22 protein-coding genes and 2 tRNA genes are annotated in these 19,969 nt (G+C 70.8%); 6 read left to right on the top strand and 18 right to left on the bottom strand.

Annotated elements, in window-relative coordinates; all coding sequences use genetic code 11:
* Nucleotides 1-979: 979 nt before the first annotated feature.
* Nucleotides 980-1,489: a DNA-deoxyinosine glycosylase gene (locus tag OUA97_RS12715; protein ID WP_267232267.1), complete on the top strand. Its 510-nt coding sequence runs from the start codon at nucleotides 980-982 to the stop codon at nucleotides 1,487-1,489.
* Between the two features lie 17 nt (nucleotides 1,490-1,506).
* On the opposite strand, the gene OUA97_RS12710 is transcribed toward OUA97_RS12715, so the two are convergent.
* The 14 genes from OUA97_RS12710 to OUA97_RS12645 form a co-directional block, all read right to left on the bottom strand.
* Nucleotides 1,507-2,133 carry a hypothetical protein gene (locus OUA97_RS12710; protein WP_267232266.1) on the bottom strand — a complete coding sequence of 209 codons (627 nt, stop codon included), beginning with the start codon at nucleotides 2,131-2,133 and terminating at the stop codon, nucleotides 1,507-1,509.
* 8 nt (nucleotides 2,134-2,141) lie between these two features.
* Nucleotides 2,142-2,591, bottom strand: coding sequence for a ribose 5-phosphate isomerase B (rpiB, locus tag OUA97_RS12705; RefSeq protein ID WP_267232265.1), 450 nt, complete (start codon nucleotides 2,589-2,591; stop codon nucleotides 2,142-2,144).
* A 129-nt stretch (nucleotides 2,592-2,720) separates the two neighbouring features.
* Nucleotides 2,721-2,796: transfer RNA gene (locus OUA97_RS12700), tRNA-Phe, on the bottom strand.
* Between the two features lie 98 nt (nucleotides 2,797-2,894).
* Nucleotides 2,895-3,059 (bottom strand): DNA gyrase inhibitor YacG, encoded by a 165-nt coding sequence (gene yacG / locus OUA97_RS12695; protein WP_267232264.1) that lies wholly within the window; start codon nucleotides 3,057-3,059, stop codon nucleotides 2,895-2,897.
* Complete coding sequence (locus OUA97_RS12690; RefSeq protein WP_267232263.1) at nucleotides 3,056-4,093, bottom strand: ribonuclease E/G; 1,038 nt, start codon at nucleotides 4,091-4,093, stop codon at nucleotides 3,056-3,058. The genes yacG and OUA97_RS12690 overlap by 4 nt, the downstream gene beginning before the upstream one ends.
* Entirely contained in the window at nucleotides 4,090-4,680 is a 591-nt protein-coding gene (locus OUA97_RS12685; protein ID WP_267232262.1) for a Maf family protein, read from the bottom strand. The genes OUA97_RS12690 and OUA97_RS12685 overlap by 4 nt, the downstream gene beginning before the upstream one ends.
* A gap of 5 nt (nucleotides 4,681-4,685) precedes the next feature.
* Nucleotides 4,686-4,904, bottom strand: a complete 219-nt coding sequence (infA, locus tag OUA97_RS12680; protein ID WP_012522747.1) for a translation initiation factor IF-1 — start codon at nucleotides 4,902-4,904, stop codon at nucleotides 4,686-4,688.
* A 119-nt stretch (nucleotides 4,905-5,023) separates the two neighbouring features.
* Nucleotides 5,024-5,485: a low molecular weight phosphatase family protein gene (locus OUA97_RS12675; RefSeq protein WP_267232261.1), complete on the bottom strand. Its 462-nt coding sequence runs from the start codon at nucleotides 5,483-5,485 to the stop codon at nucleotides 5,024-5,026.
* 2 nt (nucleotides 5,486-5,487) lie between these two features.
* A complete protein-coding gene (locus OUA97_RS12670; RefSeq protein ID WP_267232260.1) occupies nucleotides 5,488-5,967 on the bottom strand; it encodes a UPF0262 family protein in 480 nt (159 codons plus the stop codon).
* 146 nt (nucleotides 5,968-6,113) lie between these two features.
* A complete protein-coding gene (locus tag OUA97_RS12665) occupies nucleotides 6,114-6,749 on the bottom strand; it encodes an SH3 domain-containing protein (protein ID WP_267232259.1) in 636 nt (211 codons plus the stop codon).
* Nucleotides 6,750-6,879: 130 nt separating this feature from the next.
* Complete coding sequence (gene hisD / locus OUA97_RS12660) at nucleotides 6,880-8,160, bottom strand: histidinol dehydrogenase (RefSeq protein ID WP_267232258.1); 1,281 nt, start codon at nucleotides 8,158-8,160, stop codon at nucleotides 6,880-6,882.
* A gap of 171 nt (nucleotides 8,161-8,331) precedes the next feature.
* A complete protein-coding gene (locus OUA97_RS12655) occupies nucleotides 8,332-8,757 on the bottom strand; it encodes a DUF2948 family protein (RefSeq protein ID WP_267232257.1) in 426 nt (141 codons plus the stop codon).
* Nucleotide 8,758: 1 nt separating this feature from the next.
* Complete coding sequence (gene murA, locus OUA97_RS12650; protein ID WP_267232256.1) at nucleotides 8,759-10,048, bottom strand: UDP-N-acetylglucosamine 1-carboxyvinyltransferase; 1,290 nt, start codon at nucleotides 10,046-10,048, stop codon at nucleotides 8,759-8,761.
* A gap of 99 nt (nucleotides 10,049-10,147) precedes the next feature.
* Nucleotides 10,148-10,324, bottom strand: coding sequence for a hypothetical protein (locus OUA97_RS12645; protein WP_267232255.1), 177 nt, complete (start codon nucleotides 10,322-10,324; stop codon nucleotides 10,148-10,150).
* 71 nt (nucleotides 10,325-10,395) lie between these two features.
* On the opposite strand from OUA97_RS12645, the gene OUA97_RS12640 reads away from it, so the two are divergent.
* From OUA97_RS12640 to OUA97_RS12630, 3 genes are all read left to right on the top strand, one after another.
* Nucleotides 10,396-10,470, top strand: a tRNA-Thr gene (locus tag OUA97_RS12640).
* A 172-nt stretch (nucleotides 10,471-10,642) separates the two neighbouring features.
* Nucleotides 10,643-10,948 (top strand): hypothetical protein, encoded by a 306-nt coding sequence (locus OUA97_RS12635; RefSeq protein ID WP_267232254.1) that lies wholly within the window; start codon nucleotides 10,643-10,645, stop codon nucleotides 10,946-10,948.
* 422 nt (nucleotides 10,949-11,370) lie between these two features.
* Nucleotides 11,371-11,508 carry a hypothetical protein gene (locus OUA97_RS12630; RefSeq protein WP_267232253.1) on the top strand — a complete coding sequence of 46 codons (138 nt, stop codon included), beginning with the start codon at nucleotides 11,371-11,373 and terminating at the stop codon, nucleotides 11,506-11,508.
* Here OUA97_RS12630 and OUA97_RS12625 read toward each other — a convergent pair.
* Entirely contained in the window at nucleotides 11,505-12,503 is a 999-nt protein-coding gene (locus OUA97_RS12625) for an asparaginase (RefSeq protein ID WP_267232252.1), read from the bottom strand. The genes OUA97_RS12630 and OUA97_RS12625 overlap by 4 nt on opposite strands.
* A gap of 185 nt (nucleotides 12,504-12,688) precedes the next feature.
* Between OUA97_RS12625 and OUA97_RS12620 the strand changes: the two genes are divergently transcribed.
* Together OUA97_RS12620 and OUA97_RS12615 are read left to right on the top strand one after the other, a co-directional pair.
* A complete protein-coding gene (locus tag OUA97_RS12620; RefSeq protein ID WP_267232251.1) occupies nucleotides 12,689-12,883 on the top strand; it encodes a hypothetical protein in 195 nt (64 codons plus the stop codon).
* A gap of 53 nt (nucleotides 12,884-12,936) precedes the next feature.
* Nucleotides 12,937-13,197 carry a hypothetical protein gene (locus OUA97_RS12615; RefSeq protein ID WP_267232250.1) on the top strand — a complete coding sequence of 87 codons (261 nt, stop codon included), beginning with the start codon at nucleotides 12,937-12,939 and terminating at the stop codon, nucleotides 13,195-13,197.
* 134 nt (nucleotides 13,198-13,331) lie between these two features.
* Here the strand turns inward: OUA97_RS12615 and nagE are convergent, their stop codons facing one another.
* Genes nagE through OUA97_RS12600 form a run of 3 tightly spaced genes read right to left on the bottom strand, consistent with a single transcriptional unit; the run spans nucleotide 13,332 to nucleotide 19,802 of the window.
* Nucleotides 13,332-15,008 carry an N-acetylglucosamine-specific PTS transporter subunit IIBC gene (gene nagE / locus OUA97_RS12610; RefSeq protein ID WP_267232249.1) on the bottom strand — a complete coding sequence of 559 codons (1,677 nt, stop codon included), beginning with the start codon at nucleotides 15,006-15,008 and terminating at the stop codon, nucleotides 13,332-13,334.
* Nucleotides 15,008-17,518, bottom strand: a complete 2,511-nt coding sequence (ptsP, locus tag OUA97_RS12605; RefSeq protein WP_267232248.1) for a phosphoenolpyruvate--protein phosphotransferase — start codon at nucleotides 17,516-17,518, stop codon at nucleotides 15,008-15,010. The genes nagE and ptsP overlap by 1 nt, the downstream gene beginning before the upstream one ends.
* Nucleotides 17,508-19,802 carry a family 20 glycosylhydrolase gene (locus tag OUA97_RS12600; RefSeq protein WP_267232247.1) on the bottom strand — a complete coding sequence of 765 codons (2,295 nt, stop codon included), beginning with the start codon at nucleotides 19,800-19,802 and terminating at the stop codon, nucleotides 17,508-17,510. The genes ptsP and OUA97_RS12600 overlap by 11 nt, the downstream gene beginning before the upstream one ends.
* Nucleotides 19,803-19,969: the final 167 nt, after the last annotated feature.

Genomic DNA, 19,969 nt, shown 5'->3' with positions numbered 1-19,969 from the left:
GCCGGGGCGGCCGCGGCGTCGGCGGCGGCCGGAGCAGCCGGAGCGGCGGCGTCCTGCGCGAACGCCGGCGCGCTCGCCATCAGCGCGACGGCGCCGATGAGAGCGATGAAAGGGGTCTTTCGTTTATTGTCGAGCATCTGTCGCCAGTTCCTGATTGGTCTAGCACGTTTGGACCGAAGGGTCGTCGCGCGAGAGCGTCTCCCACCCTAACTAAATAGCCCGTCGCCCTGCCTGGTCACCCAGCCAAAGCGCGAGAGCCGCTTCGCTGCGCCCGACCCTGGCGCCGTCTTCCACCTGCGTGAAACCGGGCGTTCGGATACGGGAGCGAAATCGAGCTACCCGAGGGGAACCCGAAATCTTACCGCAATGTTAGACGTGCGGCAGGGGTCCTTTGGCAACCCCTATTCCAAGCGTCAAGAGGCCATGCAGAGGGGTGCGACCCCGAGAAGTCTTGGGGGAGACGCGCATTGCTGCGACGCACAACGGCCCAGCCAAGTAAAGCGCGGCGATTTTCCATTTTTGGCGGCGGTTTTATGCTGCAATGCAGCAACCGTCGCGGAACGCTGATCTCAAAATAACCGCTGGCAGCCTGCCCTTTCGGCGCCGGCCAGCCCGAAATTCGGTCATCGAACTGTCGCGCCGGGGACATGAGAGTCCGAGCCCCCCGAGTCAACCAACGTTCGGCAATTGCTGGCCAAAGACGTGGCGGGCGTGTCCCCGGCGCCATGGCTGAGCCGCGCGGGCTCCGAACGCCTCGAAGGGCGAAATCGCCCCCATAACCGCCGCGACTGGCCCATTGTGGAAAAGGAAACCCGGTTCGCGCCCGCCAAATGGGAGAATTCCCGGCCGAAATGGCCGCGGCGGCCCCACTTCGCGCGCGCCGCCCGCGGCGGCGTAGAATCGAACCTCGACCGGATCGCCCGCCCCGTCGCGCCGCGGCCTCTGGCCGACGCCGCGCCCCTGGGGCACAGTCTCGGCGATGAGCTCCGCCGCCGACGCTGGCCGCAAGGCCTCCTTCGCCCCCGTGGCCGACGCGCGGACGCGGCTGCTGGTGCTCGGCAGCCTGCCCGGCGAGAAGTCGCTGGCCGCCGCCCAGTACTACGCCAACCCGCAGAACCAGTTCTGGCGCCTGATGCAGGCGGTGACCGGCGCGCCGCTGCTCTCCCTGCCCTATGGCGAGCGGCTGGAGGTGCTGCTGGCGGCCGGCGTCGGTCTCTGGGACGTGGTCGGCTCGGCCGTCCGCCCCGGCAGCCTCGACACGGCGATCCGCGATCACCAGCCCAACGCCCTGCCCGAGCTCTGCGAGCGCCTGCCGGCCTTGCGCGCCGTCGCCTTCAACGGCGGCGCGTCCGCCAGGCTCGGCGTGAAGATCCTGGCCGGCCGCCCCGACCTCGCCCTCATCCCCCTGCCCTCCAGCAGCCCGGCCCACACGCTCCGGTTCGCGCGCAAGCTGGAGGCGTGGGGACCGCTGGCGGCCTATCTCGACTGACGCAGCCGAGCTGAACCTCAGCCCGCCGCGGCCTCGAACTCCGCGACGGCCGTATCGCAGACGAAGGACGAGCCGCCGAGGCGAACCAGCAGCCGGCTCTCAACGTCGCGCATTGTGTGAATGACGCTGAACCGAACGCCTTGCCGTTCCAGCTCGGCGCACAGCAGCGCCCGCACGCATTCCGGTCCGCTCCCCAGCATGAATCCAGGCGCTTGCGTGATCGCGATGAAGCGCGAGATTTCCGCCGCGCCGTTCAGGAAGTCCGCGGGCGTATAGAACGCCCCCTCGCGCGCCAGGAAGTCGTGCAGGCCGACATAGATCGCCATTGGGTCGGGAAGCGCCGCTGAACAGTAGATGGACCAGTCCGCGGGCTGCGCCCACGGCACGTCCGTGATCGGCCGGATCGCGAAGTCCTCAAGCGCCTCGTCGTCGTCCATGACCCCCGGGTGCAGCGTCCCGTCTGCGACGCCGCCGAACACGAACCGGATGGTGCCCTCCGCTCGGCGATCGGCGTGCGCCTGCTCCCACCAGCGCCAGCCGGTCAGGCTCAGGACCAGTTCGCTCCCGGCCCACGTGACGGCGCTGATCCGGGTGGGATGGACAATCTCCCGGTCCGCCAGCAGGTCGAGGAGGTCTATCCGCAAGCGGCCCCCTACCCCTCCAGGGCCTCGATCATCTCCACGCGCGTCGCGTGACGGCCGCCCTCGAACTCGGCGCTCAGGAAGGCGTCGACGATATCGAGCGCCAGGCCCTCGCCGACCACCCGCGCGCCGATCGACAGCATGTTGGCGTCGTTGTGCTGGCGGATCATGCGGGCCGAGAAGGTGTCGGAGCACACCCCACAGCGGACGCCCTTGACCTTGTTGGCGGCCATCATGATGCCCTGGCCGGTGCCGCAGAGGATGATCCCAAGCCGGCAGTCGCCCGAGGCGACCAGCTGCGCGGCGGCCTGGCCGTGCTGCGGATAATGGGTGCTCTCGGGGCTCGTCGGGCCGATGTCGACCGGCTCCCAGCCGTGGGCCGCGATGTGGGCGGCGATCGCCTGCCGCAGCTCGATGGCGGCATGGTCGCTGGAAAGAGCCACGCGGTTGTTGGCGGTCATCGAAATCGTCCTGTCTGCCCGGGCGGCCTGCCCCGGCCGCCGTCTGCGCCGTCAAATCGCAGGCGCACGCGCGAAAGTCCACGACCGCTTCGCCGCACGTCGCTTAGCCATCGAATGTCGAGAAGAAGATGGTGCCTGGGGGCGGATTCGAACCACCGACACGCGGATTTTCAATCCGCTGCTCTACCAACTGAGCTACCCAGGCGCCGGGCCGTTCCGATCGGATCGGAGGGCGAAGCAAGGTCCCGCCTGCGCGGGAGCCGCGTCTATAGAAGAGGCGTTCGCGCCTGTCCAGCGGCGGATTCAGTCTTCTTCACTTCCATCGCCTTCCGCCTCGTCGTCGGTCGAGGGAATGGCGTAGCGGCCGCTCAGCCAGCGCTGCAGGTCGACGTCCGCGCAGCGCTTGGAGCAGAACGGCCGGTACTCCTGCTGCGCAGGCTTGCCGCAGATCGGACAGGGCGCGCTCATAGCGCCCTCACCTCGATCCGGGTGCGGGCAGCGCCGTCCTGCGGGGTGATCGTGAAGCGCGCGCCGATCTTGCCGGCCAGCCGCTCGGCATAGGGGCCGGCCGCCTTGGCTGTCGCCGGGTGGCAGCGGGCTTCCAGGCGCGCGCCCGGCTGGCTGGCGGCCTCGGTCTCGATCGCCCGGATCAGCCGCAGCGCCAGGGTCCGGTCGCTCAAGCCCCCGCCGGCGTTGCAGAGGATGTCGCTCAGCGGCGCGGTCCGCCGCGGAATGGTCATTTCCATGGTGCCGAAACGCCCGACCGGGCCGATCGCCACGCCGGGATTGTCGGGACCGAAGGCCGCGCGCGCGGCGGTCAGCAGCGCGTTGCCGTCATGGCCGCGCCCGACCAGGTCGAACACCACGATCCCGCCCAGCCCCTTCAGCCGCAGCAGCCGCGCGCCGTGCGCCAGCGCCGCGTGGTTGGCCGCGCGGGTCACGCGCTTGACGTCGTTGCCCTTGCGCTCGCCGATGTCGACGTCGATGGCGACCAGCGCCCGCGTCGGCTCGATGGCGATGTCGCCGCCGCCGGGCAGCTTGTGAATGGTCTGCAGCGCCTCGTCCTGCGCTTCGTCGGCCGCCTGGCGCGCCTCACGGCCTTCCACGATCTCGGCGTCGCGCGCGAAGGCGGCCAGTTGATCGGCCAGGCTCGGCGCGGGGCTCAGCAGCTTCGGCGCGCCCTGCGCCGGGCCGATAACGCGCACCGTGGCCAGCTTGCCGTCGCGCGGCTCGCTGCGGATCTCGACCTCCAGCGCGGCGCCTTCGACCGGCCGCGCGTCCGGCTTGAACGACAGCAGCGCCTCGACCCCGCCCAGGTCGACGAAGGCCGAGGCGAAGGCCGGCTCGACCTTGCGGACCCGCGCCACGTGCCGCGCGCCCAGCCGGGTGCGGGCGTCGTCGCCGTCGCGCTCGATCAGCAGCCGCTCGGGCGCGCCGTCCAGCAGCACCACCCCGCGGCTCTCGCCGATCCCTCGATCCAGAAAGAGGGTCCGCTCGTTCATGCCGCCGTAAATCCCACGCCGCGCAGAAGGTTCAGGGTCTCATAGAGCGGCAGCCCGACCACCGCCGGGTAGGAGCCCTGGATCGACATCACGAAGGCGCCCGCATGGCCCTGGACGCCATAGCCGCCGGCCTTGCCGACGCCTTCGCCGCCGTCGAGATAGGCCTCGATCTCGCCGGGCGTCAGACGCTTGAAGTGCAGCCGGGTCTCGACCAGCCGGCTGGCGGTCTTGCCGCCGGGGCCGTGCGCGGCCACGCCGGTCAGCACCTTGTGGGCGCGGCCCGACAGCAGCTCCAGGCAGCGGCGGCCCTCCTCGCGGGTCTCCACCTTGGGCAGGATGCGGGTCCCGACCGCCACCACCGTGTCGGCGGCCAGCACGAAATCATCCGGGCGCACGCCGGCCACCGTCGCGGCCTTGGCGACCGCGAGGCGCAGCGCCGTGCGGCGCGGGGTCTCGTCTTTGAGCGGGGTCTCGTCGATCTCCGCGGCGATGATCTCGGCGGGCTCGAGCCCGACCTGGCGCAGGAGATCCAGCCGCCTGGGACTTGCTGAAGCCAGCACCAGGCGCTGAAGGGGCGGCGTGGCCAAGCGGCCTAGCGGACGCGGAAGGTGATGCGGCCCTTGGTCAGGTCATAGGGCGTCATCTCGACCAGCACCTTGTCCCCGGCCGAAACGCGGATGCGGTTCTTGCGCATCTTGCCGGCGGTGTGGGCGATGATCTCGTGGTCGTTCTCGAGCTTCACGCGGAAGGTCGCGTTGGGCAGGACTTCGCTGACCACGCCCGGAAACTCCAAAAGTTCTTCTTTCGCCATGCAGGCTCCCAAGTGGTGTCTTCGAATCGCAAACGGCTCGCGCAGTGTGTCGCGGCGCGAGCCGTGGCGTGCAATCCAATTGTAGCGCAGAGGCCTTTACGCCCTCAGCGCCCAGAAGGCTAGCGCGGGAAGCGTTCGGCGATCCGCTTGGCCAGGTGGTCGCGCACCTCGCGATAGGCGGCCAGCCGCGCCTCGCGCGATCCTTCGGCCAGGGTCGGGTCAAATGTCGGCCAGTACTCGATCTCGGCGGCGCGGCCGCGGGTCATCTCCACCGCCCGGTGCTGGGCCTCGGGGGTAAGCGAGATCACCAGATCGAACGAGGCGTCCTCCAGCTCGTCGAAGGTCTTGGGCGCATGGCTGGCCAGGTCGACGGAGATCTCCTCCATCACCGAGCGTACGAAGGGATCGGCCCCCTCGCCCGCCTCGGTCGGCTCGAGCTTGAGGCCGCAGCTGTCGACATAGACCCGGTCGCCCAGCGCCCGCTTCAGCAGCGCCTCGGCCATCGGCGAGCGCACGCGGTTGAAGTTGCACGCGAACAGGACCGCGCCCGGCAGCGGCGCGCGTGATCGAACTGACGCCACCCCTAGCCTCGCCAGTGCAGCGCGCAGATCAGCGTGAACAGCCGGCGCGAGGTGTCGAGATCGGTCTCGATCTTGCCCGCCAGCCGCGTGCGCAGCAGTTCGGAGGCCTCGTTGTGCAGCCCCCGCCGGCCCATATCCAGCGCCTCGATCTGCTGGGGCGAGGAGTTGCGGATCGCCTGGTAATAGCTCTCGCAGATCATGAAGTAGTCTTTGATCAGCCCGCGGAACGGCGACAGCGACAGGATATGGCGCTTCTCGTAGGCCGGGCCGTGGACGTCCAGCACCAGCCGGTTCTCCATCAGCCCCATGCGCAGGTCGTAGGGGCCGCTCTCGGCGCCGTCCGGATAGAAATAGTTCTCTTCCAGCAGGTCGAAGATCGCGATCTGCCGTTCCTGCTCCTGGTCGCGCGAAACCGCGGCGAGGGACTCCTCGTCGATCTCGACAGACTGCAGTCGATGCTTGGTACGGTCTTCGTCGGCCATGGCGCTGCGGGAGAGGCTTGCCCGGAGCTTTATTGCAAACCAACCCCTAACGTCATCCTGCCGCGTGCGATCTTGCCCGCTCGCACACAAGAAAAGACGCCCGGCGTGGCCGCCGGGCGTCAGTGCTCTCCATTTTTGCCCGCTTTTTAGTAGCGGGCGTACTGGTAGCCGCCGGCCGGGCGGACATAGGCGCCGTGGACATAACCGACGCCGACGCCGTTCTGGCCGACCAGGATCCACTCGCTGCCGCGCACGCGGGCCAGGGCCTGGAAGCCCTCGCCGGCCCGCAGCGAGCCGACCCGGGCCGAGCCGGTGGTCGGGGCGGCGCGCAGGTTCAGGGTCGAGTTGGCGACGAACGCGCCGCCGTCACGCTGGAAGTTGGCCGGGGCGATGTCGCCGTTCAGGCGATAGCCGTTCTGGGTGTAGGTCGCCGGGCGGTACGACCCGCCGCCCTGGTAGGCGTAGCCGCCGCGGGCCGCCTCGTCGCGCTGCATCTTGCAGCCGACGTACGAGCCGGTGGCCGCGCCGGCCACGGCGCCGATGGCGGTGCCGGTGCCGCGGTCGTTCTTGGCCAGGTTCGAACCGGCCGCCGCGCCCAGAAGGGCGCCGATCAGCGCGCCGCCGACCTGCTTGTTGCCCTGGGCGTCGCAGCTGACGATCGAGCCCGGCCCGCCGCCGGTCGGCGTGCGGTATTGCTGGGCGTTGGCGGTTCCGACCGCGCCCGCCGCGATCACGCCGGACAGGGCGGCGACAGCCAGCTTGCGGTTGATCAGGTTGCGCATTGCGGGTCTCCGTCTTTCATCTCTTGGGGGCCGCTGCGGCCCCGATGAAGGAGACCCTAGAGGGCGCTACCTGAACGGCCTCCGGGACGGAATTGACAGGAACTGTTCAGCTTCGACACCGAGGCGAAATTTACTGCCCCAGTCGGATCGCCGCCGAACGGGCGTGCGCCGGCAGCCCCTCGGATTCGGCCAGCGCCACGGTGTGCGGCCCCAGAACCGCGAACGAGGCGGCGTCGCACTTCACGATCGAGGTGCGCTTGATGAAGTCGTACAGCGACAGCCCCGACGAGAACCGCGCCGCCCGGCTGGTCGGCAGCACGTGGTTGGAGCCGGCGACATAGTCGCCGATCGCCTCGGGCGTCACTCGGCCGAGGAAGATCGCTCCGGCGTGGCGCACGCGGTCCGACAGCCGCTCGGGGTTCTCCATCGCGAACTCGACGTGCTCGGGCGCGATCAAATCGACCAGGCGCGGCGCCTCGTCCAGCGGGGCGATCACCACCGCCCCGTGGTCGCGCCACGAGGCCGCGGCGTCCTCGCCCGTGGTCAGGGTCGCCAGTTGCGCCTGCACCTCGGCTTCGACCGCGGCGGCGAAGGCTTCGTCGTCGGTAATCAGGATCGATTGCGCGGCCGGGTCATGCTCGGCCTGGCTCAGCAGGTCGGCGGCGATCCAGTCGGCGCGGTTGGCGCCGTCGGCCACCACCACGATCTCCGAGGGCCCGGCCAGGGCGTCGATGCCCACCGTGCCGTAGACCCGCCGCTTGGCGGCGGTGACATAGGCGTTGCCCGGCCCGACGATCTTGTCGACCGGCTTGATCGGCCCGGCGCCATAGGCCAGCGCGGCCACCGCCTGCGCCCCGCCCACGCGCCAGATCTCGGTGACGCCGGCTTCCTTGGCCGCCGCCAGCACCGCCGGCTGCAGCCTTCCGGGCGGGGTCACCATCGCGATGCGCTCGACGCCGGCCACCTTGGCCGGCACCGCGTTCATCAGCACGGTCGAGGGATAGGCCGCGCGGCCGCCGGGCACATAGATCCCCACCGCCTCCAGCGGCGTCCAGCGCCAGCCCAGCTCGACCCCGGCCTCGTCGGTGAACGCCTGGTCGGCCGGACGCTGGCGGGCGTGATAGGCGCCGATCCGCGCGGCGGCGAAGGCGATGGCCTCGCGCACCTGGGCCGGGCACTGGGCCGCGCCCTCCTCGATCTCCTGCGCCGAGACCCGGATGTTGCTCTCGTCGATCTCGACCTTGTCGAACTGCCGGGCGAAGCGCAGCAGCGCCTCCATCCCCTGCGCCCGCACCGCGGCCAGCACGTCGCGCACGGCGGCGTCGACTTCCTCCGGCGTCTCGCGACGCTCGTCGATAAAGGCGGCGAAAGCGGCTTCGAAGCCGGGCTCGGAGAAGGAGAAGCGGCGCATGCCGCGCTCTTTAAACGCCAGGGCCTGATGGCGCTAGGGCTGGCGCCTCCAACCCACGCTCATCCCGGCGCAGGCCGGGACCCAGGCGGAATCGCAGACACGCTAGCCTTGCTCCGGCCAGGCCGAAGCGCGGCTTGAATCCCGGCCTTCGCCGGGACGAGCGAATAGTCCCTAATCCTCGTGCTTCGGCGTCCGCGGCGTCGCCCAGGGGGCGCTGACATCGGCCAGCACTACGTCCAGGCATTCCACCTGCGCCCTCAGGTCGCCGCCGCCGGCGAAGGTGAAGGTCACCGCCCCGCCCGGGGCCTCGCCCGGCTCGAAGCCGACGTCCAGCAGTTCGACCACCGCGTCCTTGGCGTTGCGCCGCAGCTTGCGGGCCTGGACCGCCTGCACCGAGCCCACCTGCAGCGCCGCGCGCACCCGCTCGGAGCCCTTGGCTTCCCAGCGATAGCGGTTGAGCGCCAGGGTCAGGCGCTGGGCCCCCGGTTCATACGAGATGTCGCCGATCTTGCCGACGGCGTCCTGCAAGGCCGCGGCGATCACCTTCAGGTCCTCGGCGTCTTCGGCCAGCAGCCTCAGCGGGGCAACGCGCGTCATCTCAATCCTCAGGCTCGCCGCCGCCGACGATCCGGCGGACGTTCGCGCCACAGGCGCTGAGCTTTTCTTCCAGCCGCTCGAAGCCTCTGTCCAGATGGTAGACGCGGCTGACCATGGTTTCCCCACGCGCGGCCAGGGCGGCGATCACCAGGCTGACCGAGGCGCGCAGGTCGGTGGCCATCACCGGGGCGCCGTCCAGCGCCTCGATCCCGCGCACCCGCGCCTCGCCGCCATGCACCGAAATCTCGGCGCCCAGCCGCGACAGCTCCGGGGCGTGCATGAAGCGGTTCTCGAAGATGGTCTCCTTGATCACGCTTTCGCCGTCGGCCAGCGTCATCAGCGCCATGAACTGCGCCTGCAGGTCGGTAGCAAAGCCCGGATAGGGGTCGGTTTCGATTTCCACCGCCTTCAACCGCGTCCCGTTGCGGCGGATGGTCATGCCGTCGGCGTGGCGTTCGACCTCGACGCCCGCCTCCTCCATCTTGACCAACAGGGCGTCGATGAAGTCGCTGCGCGTCCGGGTCAGCCGCACCTCGCCGCCGGCCATCGCCGCGGCCAGGGCGTAGGTGCCGGTCTCAATGCGGTCGGGAATCACCGAATGGGTCGCGCCGTGCAGCCGCGGCACGCCCTCGATGACGATGGTCGAGGTCCCCGCCCCCGAGACCTTCGCGCCCATGGCGTTCAGGCAGTCGGCTAGGTCGCCCAGCTCGGGCTCGCAGGCCGCGTTCTTCAGCACCGTCTCGCCCTTGGCCAGCACCGCGGCCAGCATGGCGTGCTCGGTCGCCCCGACCGAGACGAACGGAAAGACGATCTCCGCTCCGGTCAGGCCGCGCGGGGCCTGGGCGTAGACATAGCCCTCATGCAGGTCGATCGAGGCGCCCAGCGCGCGCAGCGCCTCCAGGTGCAGGTCGACCGGCCGCGCCCCGATGGTGCAGCCGCCGGGCAGCGAGACCTTGGCGTGGCCGGTGCGCGCGATCAGCGGCCCCAGCACGTTGAACGAGGCCCGCATCTGGCGGACCAGGTCGTAGGGGGCCAGCGCGCTGACGATCTCGCGGGTGTGCAGCACCGTTTCCGGCCCGTCCTCGCCCTCCTGCTCGACCACCTCGGTCCCAAGCCGGCGCAGCAGCCGCGCCAGCAGGCGGGTGTCGGCCAGGCGGGGCATGTTGGTCAGGCGCAGCGGTTCGTCGGTAAGCAGACTGGCCGCCATCAGCTTGATGGCGGAATTCTTGGCGCCGCTGATCGGGATCTCGCCCATCAGCCGTGCGCCGCCGGTGATGGCGATGCGATCCAATCGTGTCCCTCGGCGGGCCCCAGGGCGCGATCACCGCGCCGCTCGGCCCTTTGGGCGCTATCTATCGCGCTGCTGCGGCGCCGAAAAGCGGGCGCCGCATCACGACACCTTGTCCGAATCGTCCGGGTTCGGCGCCGGCTTTTCGGTCGGTTTCGGGGCCGCCTTGCGCCGGCGCAGGTTGGCGCGCAGCGCCGCCGCCAGCTTGGCTTCGCGTTCGTTTGCGGGGGTTTTGTCGTCTTTTCCCATCGAAACCGGGGGTGCGGCGAGACGCTCCACAGGTCAAGAGCAGTTTCTGCATATTGGGGCTTTCCACCGGCCCAGGGTTTGGCTATAGCCCCCGCCTCGTCGCCGCCGTAGCTCAGTGGTAGAGCGCATCCTTGGTAAGGCTGAGGTCGGCAGTTCAATCCTGCCCGGCGGCACCATCAACCCCCAGTCCAGCACAGGACTGGGGGTTGACCACACTCCTCGACATCGAAATCGAAATCTCGTTCCGGCGTGAACGCGTCCAAAAAACGCTGCGGCCATACGGACGCATGGAGCGACCATCGGGCGCGGCTCGCGAATCGAAGAGCAGAGCGGCTATCACCTCGAACCATGAAGCAGCACACTGGCGACGAACTTCGCGCGATCATGACGGACATGCCGGCCGAGACCATCGCTGGCCTGCAGGCGGCCCATGCGGAGCACTCGATCACCGAACATGAAGCCCGCTGGTGGGGCTATCTGATGTTCGCGCGCACGGGCGCCTACGATGGGACCTCGTACACCATCAAAGTCATGGGCGACGGCGGCGAGGTCAGCCAGGACTTCCTGAACTACGTGCTGGCCGAGCGCGAGGGCAACAAGCGCCATGGGCTAGTTCGCAGACCGTGGCCTGAAAGCGGTTTCGACCGGGTGTGAGCAGTTAAGTCCGCCAAACCATCGGTTGGCGCACCTCACGCTTCACATCGGTCGGGATGTAGCGGTCTAGCCCGTGTCTATTTTTGTACTTTGCCGCGTTCTTAGAACGAGTGGCTCGCGCCAGGCAGTAACCCCAAGGCCGCAAGCACACCCGGCCTCCCCAAGCGCTCTGATGCCCCCAGCTTAACCATAGAGATTGCGCTTGTGCCATATCAGGCGCGCTTCACAGCCCGCTCCGCCTTTGGCGTCAGGAATAAGTCGCCGAACTGCTCCCCCGTGCTAGGTCGTGCGCCCCGCCGCGCCTCGCCGGGGCGCCCGCGGCTAGGTTGGCCCACTCCAAAGCCTACACGTCATGCGCGATCATTGCGCGGAACGGTAGATCGGCTATCTCTGTCCTCAGCGCAGTCGCGCTGGGGGGAAGCATGTCGGGTAAGGAACGCCTTTCGGCGCGCGGGCGCATCGGCGTGCGTCACGGATGGCTTGGACGCGCCGCGCTCATGGTCGCCCTGCTCGCCTTCCTGGCCCTCGGCCTGGCGCTGGAACTGCGCCAGACGCCCTAGGCGCTGGCACGCGCGAAGGCCGCGGAGATCTCCTCGCGCGTCGCGCCGGCCCCCAGCAGCAGACTGAGCAGCAGCCGCGCCTTGCGCGCGTCCAGCAGGCCCGCGCCGATCAGGCCGCGGCCCAGCAGGTCGATCTCGCCGCCCGCATAGCCATAGGTCTTATCGAGCGTCTCCCCGCCGCCGGTGCGCGAGGCGAGCACCACCGGCGCGGTCGCGGCCAGCTGCGCCAGCGGCTCGACCATGGCCGAGGGCACGTGGCCGCCGCCCACCGCCTCGACCACCATTCCGGCCACCGGCTCGCGGGTCAGGTCGCGCAGGGCCTGCGCATCGCCGCCGAACACCATCGGCAGCAGGATCACCCGCGGCGGCGGCCCCTTCCAGGCGATCGTCGGCGTGCGCTGGGCGGGCCGCAGGGCGATCCGCACCCGGTCCTCGATCACCCAGCCGAGCGGGCCGATCGTCCCCGAGCCGAAGGCCGAGGTCTTGTGCGTGTGGCGCTTGGCGACGAACCGCGCGGCGTGCACCTCGTCGTTCATCACCGCCACCACGCCGAGGCCGCGGGCGGCCGGGCTGGCAGCCACCCGGATCGCGGCGGCCAGGTTGGCCGGGCCGTCGGCGCCGGGCTTGGTCGGGTCGCGCATCGCCCCGGTCACCACCACCGGCTCGTCCAGGTCGAGCAGCAGGTCGAGCAGATAGGCCGTCTCCTCCAGCGTGTCGGTGCCCTGGGTGACGACCACCCCGTCCGCCCCGCCCGCGACGGCGGCGGCGATGCGCTCGGCCAGGGTGGCGACGTCGGCGAAGCCCAGCTCGACGCTGGCCGCCTTGGAGACGCTCTCGCCGGTGACCTGCGCCACGGCCGCCAGCTGCGGGATCCCGGCCAGCAGATCATTGGCGTCCAGCTTGGGGACCACGCCCGAGCCGGCGGGCCCCTCCATGGAGATCGTGCCGCCCAGGGAAAAGACGGTGATGCGCGGACGTTGGGCGGCGGACGGCAAGGCTGACCTCGGGGAACGGTTGCGAACGGCTCTCTTGGCGCGCTTGGCGAGCCTGCGCCAGTCCTGATGCGTGCCGCAGGGACAGGCCCGAGGCCCGCAGCTCGCCCCTCCCCGTCCCCCGCGTTCTGCTATGATGGGACCATCGCTCCCCGGCCGCCCCAGGCCGCTCGCTTCAGGTCGATCCCATGCCGAGGGAACTCCACCACATCGGTCGTCAGGATCACGAGCCGATCGACGACGCCCGCCATTTCCATATCTGCGCCCACTGCGGACAGCCGGTCGACAAGCGCGACCCTGGCGCGCTCGCCCGCCACGAGGCCAGGGGCCACCTGCCGGCGCCGGTCCGGACCGACGCCGACGCGCCCCCGGACGCCCTGTGAAATCAGCACGCATGATGTCAACACCTTGCCGCTGCCTGGGCCCGGAGGTAGGATTGACGTCTCCCCCGATCATGCGCCGCAGCCGCGGCGATCGGGGTCGCATGCGCGTCTATTCCTTTTCCCTGGTCAATCATCTCGGCGAGCGGTTCTGCACGCGCACAGCCCCTTGCGACGACGACGCGGCGGCCATCGCCCACGCGCGGCGTTTCGAGCACGACGGCTACCCGGTCGAGGTCCACGTCGAGGGGCGCCGCGTCTCGCTGTCGGCGATGCCGTCTTGGAGCGCCGAGCCGTGGCTGCGCCACCTGCTCTGACCGGCATCGGCAGGTTGCAGGGCGCAAACCTGCCGATCGTGACGATAGGCGTGCGCTCGGCGCGCTGAACCGCGCCTTTCCAGCCCCTATCGTGAGCGTTCCTGCAAGGCCGGGCGCCGAAACCTGCCGCTAGCCTAGGCTGGACGCAGCAGGATCTGCACGCTTCCATCCGCCAGCCGGGCGACGCCGCGCGCTCCGCGGGCGGTCAACGCCGCCTCGTCCAGCGCCGCCGGATCGACCAGCCGCACGCAGACCCGGCCGGCCTTCAGCCCCGCCTCGATCACATTGCCCGCCCCGCCCAGGCCGGCCACCCACGGGCCGACGTCGAACGCCGCCGCCGGCGCTGCAACCGCTGGCGCGGCAAGGCCTCGGCCGCCGGCGATCGCCGCGCGGATCTCGCCCGCCACCTGGTCGGCGATCGGGCCCAGCACCACCTGCAGCGCCTTGTCCGAGGGCCGCACCATGCCGCGCGAGCCCAGGGCCTTCAGCGCCGCCTCGTCGACCGCGCCCTGGTCGGCCACCACCAGCCGCAGCCGCGTGGTGCAGGCGTCGACCCCGATCAGGTTGGCCGCCCCGCCGAGCGCGGCGACGAAATCCTCGCCGCGCTGGCCGCTCAGGGGCCTGGCCTCGGCCGCCGTCGGCTCGGCCTCGCGGCCGGGGGTCTTGAGGTCGAAGCGCGCGATCGCCCAGCGGAAGACGCCGTAATAGAGCGCGAAGTAGGCCGCCCCGATCGGCAGCAAATACAATGGGTTGGTGGCCTTTCCGAAGTTCAGCGCATAGTCGAAGAACCCGGCCGAAAACCCGAAGCCCAGCTTCACGTCGAGCAGGCTCATGACGATGAACGACAGCCCGGTCAGCAGCGCGTGGATCGCGTAGAGCACCGGCGCCAGGAACATGAAGCTGAACTCGATCGGCTCGGTCACCCCGGTCAGGAAGGTGGTCAGCGCCATCGAGGCGAGCATCCCGCCGACCGCCTTGCGCCGGTGCGCGGGGGCGGCATGGTACATCGCCAGGCACGCCGCCGGCAGGCCGAACATCATCACCGGGAAGAACCCGGCCATGAAGGCTCCGGCGCTCGGATCGCCGGCGAAGAACCGGTTGAGGTCCCCCGTCGCGCCGTGGAAGTCCCCGACGATGAACCAGGCGATGTTGTTGAGGATGTGGTGGAGGCCGGTGACGATCAGCGCCCGGTTCAACACGCCGTAGATGAACAGCCCCGCCTCGCCCGAGCCGACGATGCCGCGGCTGGCGGCGTCCATGCCGGCGTTCAGGCCCTCGTAGGTGAAGCCGACCAGCGCGCCCAGCCCCAGCCCGGCCAGCCCGGCGACGATCGGCACGAACCGCCGACCTCCAAAAAAGGCGAGATATTCCGGTAGCTTGACGTTCGAGAACCGATTGTAGAACTGCCCCCCGATCAGGCCCGAGAGTATGCCGATCGGCACTGAGACCTTGGCGATCGCCTTCTGCTTGAAGGCCGCCGTGGCCAGGGCGACGGCGTCGCCGCTCATGCCCTTCAACGCTTCGGCCGGCACGTGCAGCAGCACCTCGGCGCCGCGCGTGGCGATCAGGAAGCAGACCACCCCGGCCAGGCCGGCCGCGCCGTTGTTGTCCCGCGCCAGCCCCACCGCTACGCCGGCGGCGAACAGCAGGCCGAGATTGGCGAAGATCGCCTCGCCCGCCGCCGCCATGAACGGCACGTCGAGCAGATCGGGCTGACCCAGCCGCAGCAGCAGGCCGGCGGCCGGCAGCACGGCGATGGGCAGCATCAGCGCCCGTCCCAGGGATTGCAGCGCTTCAAGGGGCGAGGCCATCAGGCTTCTCCGGTCAGGAAGGTGTTCGACAGGGCCCGCACCGCCTCGGCCGACGGCTGGTCCAGCGCCTTGCGGGCGAGGTCCGCGCACGCCTGCGGCGACAGGGTGCGGATCAGGGCCTTGGCCTCTGGGATCGCCGCCGAGGGCATGGAAAGCTCGCTGACCCCCAGGCCGATCAGGATGGGCGCGGCCGCCAGATCGCCGGCCAGGCCGCCGCAGACGCCGGTCCACAGCGCGTGCTTGCGGCCGCCCTCACTGGCCTGGGCGATCATCCGCAGCACCGCCGGGTGCAGGGCGTCGATCTCGCCGGCCAGGTCCGGATTGCCGCGGTCCATGGCCAGGGCGTACTGGGTCAGGTCGTTGGTGCCCACCGACAGGAAGTCGGCCTCGGCGGCCAGCATGTCGGCGATCGCCGCCGCGGCGGGGGTCTCGATCATCACCCCGAGGTCGGAGCGCCCGACCCGACCCATCTCGCGCCGGGCCTCGTCCAGGGCCGCGCGCACGGCCCGCAGCTCCGACAGGCTGGCGACCATCGGGACCATGATCTTGGCGTGCGGCGCGCCGCGCAGGATGGCGCGCAGTTGGGTCTTCAGGACCTGCGGACGGCGCATCAGCACGCGCACTCCGCGCACTCCCAGCGCCGGATTTTCTTCAGGCCCGATAGGTAGATAGCTCGCTGTCTTGTCACCGCCGACATCGAGCAGGCGGATGATCAGCGGCCGCCCGCCCATGGCCGCGGCGATGGCGCCGTAGCGCTCGGCCTGCTCGTCCTCGTCGGGGGCGCGCTCGCGCTCGAGGAACAGGAACTCGGTGCGCAGCAGGCCGCAGCCCTCGGCCCCGGCGGCCTCCGCCGCCTCGGCGTCGGCGACCGAGCCGAGGTTCGCATAGACCTTGATCCGTGTGCCGTCGGCCATCCGGCAGTCCTCGCGCGAGGCGAGCCGGGCGGCGGCTCGGCGTTCGGCCCGCAGCGCGAGCGTGGTCTGCGCCGTCGCCAGCGCCTTGGCGTCGGGCGCCACGTGCAGCAGGCCGGCGTCGGCGTCGAGGATCATGCTGGTCCCCTCGTTGATCACCGCCACGCCCGCCCCGGCCGCGACCACCGCCGGCACGCCCATCGAGGCGGCCAGGATGGCGACATGCGAGGTCGGGCCGCCCTTGGCGGTGCAGATCCCGGCCAGCCGGCCGGCGTCCAGGCCCATCAGCTGCGAGGGTAGCAGTTCCTCGGCCAGCAGGATGGCGCCAGGCGGCAGGTCGGGCCCGCGGTCCTCCTCCCCCGCCAGCACCAGCAGCACCCGCCGTTCCAGGTCCAGCAGATCATCGACCCGCTCGGCGATGCGCCGGTCGCCGAGACCGCGCAAGGCCTCGACATAGGCTCCGATGGCGCTGCGCCAGGCGAAGCCCGCGCTCTTGCCCTCGCCGATCAGCCGCGCGGCGTGACCGGTCAGCTCCGGGTCGTCGAGAAAGGCGGCATGCGCGCCCAGGATCGCGCGCCGCGCCTGGTCCTCGCCGCTCTCGGCCTGGCGGGCGATGCGGCCGGCGACGGCGGCGACGGCGGCGTCCAGGGCCGCGCGTTCGTGCGCCGCCCCCTGGCCGGCCTCGACCACCGCCAACTCCTCGACGAACAGCCGCACGGCCTTGCCTACCGCCAGGCCTGGCGAGGCCATGACGCCCTTGAGCCGGGCCAGGCCCGCCCGCTTGGCCGGCGTGCTTTCGGCGACCGGCGCAGCGGCGACCGGCTTGCGGACGGGAGCGCCCTCGCCCATCCCGCCCTCGATCAACTCGGCGAGGGCCTCCAAGGCCGCGGCGGCGTCCGGGCCGGTGGCGACCAGGGTCGCAGCATCGCCATGGCGCAGGCCCAGCGACATGATCCCAACCGGGCTGCGGGCGTTGGCGCGCCGGTTAAGCGCCATCAGCGACACCTCGGCCTGGAAGCGCTTGGCCAGTTCGGCGACCCGCGCGGCCGGCCGCGCATGCAGTCCGTTGGCCAGCGGCACCACGATGGCCCGGGTCAGCTCCGGCCCCACCGCGACCGACGCCTCGACCGCACCGAGCGGGGCCGAGAGGGTCAGCAGGCGGTCGCCGACCTTCACCGCCGCGCCCGTCGTCCGCGCGGCGATCGTGCGGCCGGCGGCGTCGGTGACGATCATCGGGGTGATCAGGCTCTTGGCCCGGTCGGCCAGCACGGCGAGGTCGAACGAGATCAGCCGCTCGCCGGCGCGCACCGCCTGCCCTTCGGCGACGTGCACGTCGAAGCCCGCCCCGCCCAGGGTCACGGTGTCCAGTCCGACGTGCATCAGAAGTTCGACCCCGCCCTCGGCCCGCAGGCTGACGGCGTGGCGGGCCGCATGGACGGACATGACCACCCCGTCGCACGGCGCGTGCAGCACCGAGCCGGTCGGATCGACGGCGACGCCGTCGCCCAGCATCTCCTGGGCGAAGACCGGATCGGGAACCTCGGCCAGCGGCGCGGCCCAGCCGTCCAGCGGCGAAAGCAGGACCAGTTCAGCGGCCATTGGCGGCTCCCGCGATCAGGGTGACGCGATCGACGACCCACATCGGCTCAACGGCTTTCTGGGTGAAGGTGAAGCAGAGGTCCTGCGGCCCCGTCACGCCGGCGATCTTGCCCTTCAGCACCGAGACGCCCTGCGAGCGCGTCGCCGGCGCCAGCGGCAGGACCGCGACCACCGCGCCCTGACAGGAACCCTGGCGGATCTCCAGTTCGCCCTCGGCCGTGGCCGGCGGGCGGAACTTGATCTTCTCGATGTCCTTGCCGATCTGGAAATTGAACGGGATCTGGCCGACCGCGACCTCGACCTGCGAGACCGCGGTCAGGTCCGCGTCCTCGTAGAGCCAGCACGGGTTCATGATGTCGACCAGGAAGCGCGCTCGCTCGCCCTGGATCGGAGCGTCGTCCTCGAGGTTCAGCACCAGCGCGCCTTGGCAGGCCTTCAGTTCCTGGCTGGCGCGTGAGCGCGCGCTGCGCGCGTCGACGACGGTGTCGGACGCCGCCGCCAGCGGCTGGCCGCCGCGGAACGCCTGGGCCCGCACCCGCGTCCCCAGCGGCGCGGTGAACGGCTGGCTGTAGAGCGTGGAGCCGGCGCCCGGAACCGAACCGTCGAGCGTATAGCGGATCTCGCCGATCTGCTCGGCGCCCAGCAGCGCGACGCGCGCGCCCTGCCGGTCGGGCGCGCTGAGGGCGCGCACCTTGAGCGGTGTCTCATCGAAGGTCAGGCCCAGCGCGCGGTAGCGGGCGAGCTCGGCCGGCAGACGGTCGGCGAAGCTGGTCCAGTCCTTGGCCGCAGCCGGCGACCAGGCGGTCTCGGCGACGGCGGCGACGCGCGGGAACAGCATCTTGGAGACGCGCTCCTCGGTCCGCGCGTGCTCAGTCCAGATGTTGCCCTGCATGCCCAGCACATGGCGCTGCTCGTCGGGATTGAGCGCCGCCGGCATCGGCTCGTAGTCGTAGACGTCCTTGAGCGTCACGACCCCGCCGCGGCCCGGCGGCTCGTCGGGCGCGGCGCTCTGGCGATAGTTGAGGTACATCATGGGCTCCGGGCTCAGGATCGTGTCGTGGCCCAGCTTGGCGGCGATGATCGCCCCGTCGATCCCGCGCCAGGACGTCACCGTCGCGGTTTCGGCGACCCCGCCCTCGAGGATCTCGTCCCAGCCGATCAGGCGGCGGCCCTTGGCGTGCAGCATCTGCTCGACGCGCGAGATGAACCAGCCCTGCAGCTGGCGCTCGCTGGCGATATGCAGCTCCTTCATCCGCGCCTGGACGGCGGGATTGGTCTTCCACTGGTCCTTCACCGCTTCGTCGCCGCCGACGTGGACATAGGTCCCCGGAAACAGGGCGACGACCTCGGTCAGCACGTCGTCGAGGAAGGCGAAGGTCCGTTCATCGACATTGTAGAGATAGGGAAAGACGCCCCAATCCGAGGAGGTGGCTGTCGGCGGCGTGGCGGCCGAGCCCAGCTCCGGATAGGCGACGATCGGCGCATGGGCGTGGCCCGGCGTCTCGATCTCCGGGACGATGGTCACGTGACGCGCGGCGGCGTAGGCGACGATCTCGCGGACCTGGTCCTGGGTGTAGAAGCCGCCGATCACCCGGGGCTTGCCGGTCTGGGGATCGATGTCGGCGGCGGCCGCCGGTCCGGCCGGCACGCGCCAGGCTCCGACCTCGGTGAGCTTCGGGTACTTCTTGATCTCCAGTCGCCAGCCCTGGTCGTCGGTCAGGTGCCAGTGCAGGGTGTTGAGCTTGGACTGGGCCATGCGGTCGATCAGGCCCTTCACATAGTCGACGCTCTGGAAGTGACGGGCGCTGTCGAGCATCACCCCGCGCCAGCCGAACCGCGGCGCATCGTCGATCCGCCGGGCCGGGAGCAAGACCGGCCCCTTGCCCGGCTCGGCGGTCGCCAGCTGCCAGGCGCTGACTGCGCCGTAGAACAGGCCGGCGTCGCCGGCTGAAGCGATGGTGACGCGCTGGCCCTCGACATCCAGCTTGTAGCCCTCGCCCGCGGGGCCCTGGCGGCTGAGAACGATCGCCCGCTCGCCCGCTTTGGGCGCGCGGATCGCCAGCTTCAGCCCACGGCTGCGCTCAAGCAGGTCGGCCAGGTAGCGGGCGCTGGCCAGCGCCTGGGCGTCGTTCGCCGGCGCGCTGATCACCGTGCGGGCGTCGAGCTGGAACGCGCCCTCGCGCGGGGTGTCCGACAACGGCGCGGGAATGATCGGCGCCGCGGCCGAAGCGCTGGTCGCCAGCACGGCCGCAGCGACCGTGGCCAGGAGAAGAGAACGGATCATCGGCCGGACTCGCACAAAATAAGGGCGGAGCGGCAAGCCGCCCCGCCCAGTGGCCTCGACGAGGCGGGGTTCGGGGGAATCTCGGCGCGACGGGTCATCATGGACGCATCCTGTACCGGCCGAGGCGCGAAGCGAAGGCGCGGACGGGGTTCCCGGGCATGGGCTCC

The organism is Phenylobacterium sp. 58.2.17 (assembly GCF_026411515.1).
Lineage (GTDB): Bacteria > Pseudomonadota > Alphaproteobacteria > Caulobacterales > Caulobacteraceae > Phenylobacterium.
The sequence above is the reverse complement of the archived record's forward strand: the minus strand, read 5'-3'. Positions and strand labels throughout refer to the sequence as shown.

Bases quoted from the DNA above. Each gene is read 5' to 3' on its own strand.
- OUA97_RS12715 (WP_267232267.1), top strand. From the start codon at position 980: ATGAGCTCCGCCGCCGACGCTGGCCGCAAGGCCTCCTTCGCCCCCGTG.
- rpiB (WP_267232265.1), bottom strand. From the start codon at position 2,591: ATGACCGCCAACAACCGCGTGGCTCTTTCCAGCGACCATGCCGCCATC.
- yacG (WP_267232264.1), bottom strand. From the start codon at position 3,059: ATGAGCGCGCCCTGTCCGATCTGCGGCAAGCCTGCGCAGCAGGAGTAC.
- OUA97_RS12690 (WP_267232263.1), bottom strand. From the start codon at position 4,093: ATGAACGAGCGGACCCTCTTTCTGGATCGAGGGATCGGCGAGAGCCGC.
- infA (WP_012522747.1), bottom strand. From the start codon at position 4,904: ATGGCGAAAGAAGAACTTTTGGAGTTTCCGGGCGTGGTCAGCGAAGTC.
- OUA97_RS12670 (WP_267232260.1), bottom strand. From the start codon at position 5,967: ATGGCCGACGAAGACCGTACCAAGCATCGACTGCAGTCTGTCGAGATC.
- OUA97_RS12665 (WP_267232259.1), bottom strand. From the start codon at position 6,749: ATGCGCAACCTGATCAACCGCAAGCTGGCTGTCGCCGCCCTGTCCGGC.
- hisD (WP_267232258.1), bottom strand. From the start codon at position 8,160: ATGCGCCGCTTCTCCTTCTCCGAGCCCGGCTTCGAAGCCGCTTTCGCC.
- OUA97_RS12655 (WP_267232257.1), bottom strand. From the start codon at position 8,757: ATGACGCGCGTTGCCCCGCTGAGGCTGCTGGCCGAAGACGCCGAGGAC.
- OUA97_RS12635 (WP_267232254.1), top strand. From the start codon at position 10,643: ATGAAGCAGCACACTGGCGACGAACTTCGCGCGATCATGACGGACATG.
- OUA97_RS12630 (WP_267232253.1), top strand. From the start codon at position 11,371: ATGTCGGGTAAGGAACGCCTTTCGGCGCGCGGGCGCATCGGCGTGCGT.
- OUA97_RS12620 (WP_267232251.1), top strand. From the start codon at position 12,689: ATGCCGAGGGAACTCCACCACATCGGTCGTCAGGATCACGAGCCGATC.
- nagE (WP_267232249.1), bottom strand. From the start codon at position 15,008: ATGGCCTCGCCCCTTGAAGCGCTGCAATCCCTGGGACGGGCGCTGATG.
- ptsP (WP_267232248.1), bottom strand. From the start codon at position 17,518: ATGGCCGCTGAACTGGTCCTGCTTTCGCCGCTGGACGGCTGGGCCGCG.
- OUA97_RS12600 (WP_267232247.1), bottom strand. From the start codon at position 19,802: ATGATCCGTTCTCTTCTCCTGGCCACGGTCGCTGCGGCCGTGCTGGCG.